Here is a 2616-nt window from a genome sequence, read left to right as displayed (position 1 = left end):
TGCGGAATACTCCCGATCTGGGCCACCGATTCCACGCCATCTGGGACGGGCATTCCGGCTGATCGGGGATAACGATTCCGTTTGATCAGGGACACTGGTGTGGCGCTCGGGGGATACTCCGGCTCTTTCCCCGACCATCAAGGAGAGAGCCACGATGCCAACCAGGAGAACCGCCATGCGGCGTGCCCGCGAGATCCTTCGCCTGCACCACGAGCACGGTCTGAGCCCGAGGCTGATTGCGCGAAGCTGTGCGGTCAGCAAGAACAGCGTCTATCGCTGCCTCGAGCGTGCCAAGGCCGCAGGCCTTGGCTGGCCGTTGCCTGAGACGCTGGATGATCGGGAGCTCGAGGCGATGCTCTACCCCAAGCCCGAGCCACCGACGAGCCGTCCCCAGCCGGACTGGGAGGCGGTTGAGCGCGAGCTCCAGTACCGCGGCATGACGCGGCGTCAGGTCTGGCTCGAGTACCGCGAGGTTCATCCCAACGGATATAACTACTCCTGGTTCTGCGAGCAGCTCAAACGCCGTCGCGCAGGCAGCGAGCCGCGGATGCGCCAGACCCAGACGGCGGGCGAGGTGGCGTTCATCGACTACGCCGGGATGACGCTGCCGATCACCGACCCGAAGACTGGCGAGATCGATCCCGCGCAGGTCTTCGTCGCCGTGCTCGGTGCCTCGCAACTGATCTTCTCTGAGGGTACGGCCACCCAACAAAAGCACGACTGGCAGGGCTCGCATATCCGGGCGTTCGAGTACTTCGGCGGCGTTCCGCAGACTCTAGTGCCGGATAACCTCAAAAGCGGCGTCAATAAGGCTCACCGTTACGACCCGGATCTGAACATCGACTACACGCGGCTTGCCGAGCACTACGGTGTTGCCGTGGTCCCGGCGCGGGTGCGTACCCCGCGGGATAAGAGCCTCGTCGAGAACGCGGTGTTGATCATCGAGCGCGAGGCGCTGGCGCCACTTCGCCATCACACCTTCTTCTCGCTGGATGAGGCGAACGCGGCGCTCGCTGAGCGCCTTGAGCTGATCAACAACCGCCCCATGAGCGATGGCAGCGAAAGCCGTCGGGCGCGGTTCGAGCGGTTCGAGCGCGCCGCGCTCCGGCCGCTGCCCAAAGAGCCGTTCGAGAGCAGCGAATGGCGACGGATCAAGGTCCCGGCCGACTACCACATCGTCCATGCAGAGCATGCGTACAGCGTCCCCCATCGGCTCATCGGCCAGACCGTGGAGGTCCGTATTACCGAGCGTGTGATCGAGATCCTCCACGCCAACCAGCGTCGCGCCAGTCATCTACGCCGTGACGGACCGGGCAAGACCACGGTGAGGGAACACATGCCGCCCGCCCATCAGGCATACGCCGAACTGGATGCCGAGGGCATCCTGCGCTGGGCCTGCGCGAAGGGCGACGCGGTGGAGGCGCTGGTGCGCCAGTCGCTCGAGCATAACCCGCTTCGCAAGACCCGCCGGCTCGCCGAGGGCCTGCAGCGCCTTGAGCGTGTCTACGGCACGGCGCACCTGGGCGAGGCCTGCGCATACGCCCATCAGCTCGGCATGGCGAACTACACCAGCCTCGAGTCGATCCTGCGCAGCGGCCTGGCGCGTCGGGGCATGCGAGAAGGTGGTACAAGCCAGGCCACGCCCATCGAGCATGCCAACGTGCGCGGCCCGGCCTACTACCACTGATCCCCCCGACCAAAAGGAGATCGACTGCGATGCTACACCACCCGACCTACGAAAAGCTTGCCGCGCTGAAGCTCACCGGCATGAAGACAGCACTCGCCGAGCAGACCGAGCGAGAGGACATCGCGCAGATGGCGTTCATGGACCGTCTTGCGCTGTTGCTCGACCGTGAGGCCATGATCCGCGAGGACCGCCAGCTCACCAGCCGGCTGAGGCGCGCGAAGCTGCGCTACCCCGAGGCCTGTCTTGAGGATCTCGACCGGCGTGGCGAGCGGGCGCTGCCCTTGGGGCTCATCGAGCAGCTCTCGAGCCCGCGCTGGATACGCGAGCGTCGCAACATACTGATCACTGGTGCGACGGGCGTGGGCAAGTCCTTCCTCGCCTGTGCCCTTGCACAGAAAGCCTGCCGGGACGGCTTCCTCGCCCGCTATGCGCGACTGCCCATGCTCCTTGGTGAGCTGCGGCTTGGCCATGCCGATGGCACCTACGCCAAGCGCTTCAAGGAGCTCTCCCGCATCCGAGTACTGGTCCTCGATGACTACGGGCTGAGCGTGCTCGATCACGAGGAGCGACGAGAGCTTCTGGAGATCCTCGAGGATCGCTACCAGCGCGGATCGACCATCGTCACCAGCCAGTTACCGGTAGCTCAGTGGCATGAGGCGATCGGCGATCCAACCTTCGCCGATGCCATCCTCGACCGGCTGATCCACAACGCCTACCGCGTCGATCTCAAGGGCGAATCCATGAGAAAACGGCTGGAGCAAGAACCGGCCGAGTGACCCGCAGGGTGGGTCAAAACTGTTGACCGGAAGGCGACACCAGCTAAGCGTAAAGACGTGTCCCCGATCCACCGGAATAACCGTCCCCGATCAGATGGAACGCCTGTCCCCGATCGACTGGAACAGGTGACCCACTTGACTGGAATACGCATC

The 2616-nt window shown here is 64.7% G+C and carries 2 protein-coding genes; both read left to right on the top strand.

The features are described from left to right. Positions 1–175: 175 nt before the first annotated feature. Complete coding sequence (istA, locus tag V6X63_RS10615) at positions 176–1687, top strand: IS21 family transposase (RefSeq protein ID WP_367978920.1); 1512 nt, start codon at positions 176–178, stop codon at positions 1685–1687. A 29-nt stretch (positions 1688–1716) separates the two neighbouring features. Further along, positions 1717–2463, top strand: coding sequence for an IS21-like element helper ATPase IstB (gene istB / locus V6X63_RS10610; RefSeq protein WP_367978919.1), 747 nt, complete (start codon positions 1717–1719; stop codon positions 2461–2463). Positions 2464–2616: the final 153 nt, after the last annotated feature.

It is taken from the genome of Spiribacter onubensis (assembly GCF_040838425.1).
GTDB lineage: Bacteria > Pseudomonadota > Gammaproteobacteria > Nitrococcales > Nitrococcaceae > Spiribacter > Spiribacter onubensis.
Note: the sequence above shows the minus strand (reverse complement) of the source record. Positions and strands in the feature narration are given on the sequence as shown.

Excerpts from the sequence above, each read along its gene's own strand:
- istA (WP_367978920.1), top strand. The coding sequence starts at position 176 with ATGCGGCGTGCCCGCGAGATCCTTCGCCTGCACCACGAGCACGGTCTG.
- istB (WP_367978919.1), top strand. The coding sequence starts at position 1,717 with ATGCTACACCACCCGACCTACGAAAAGCTTGCCGCGCTGAAGCTCACC.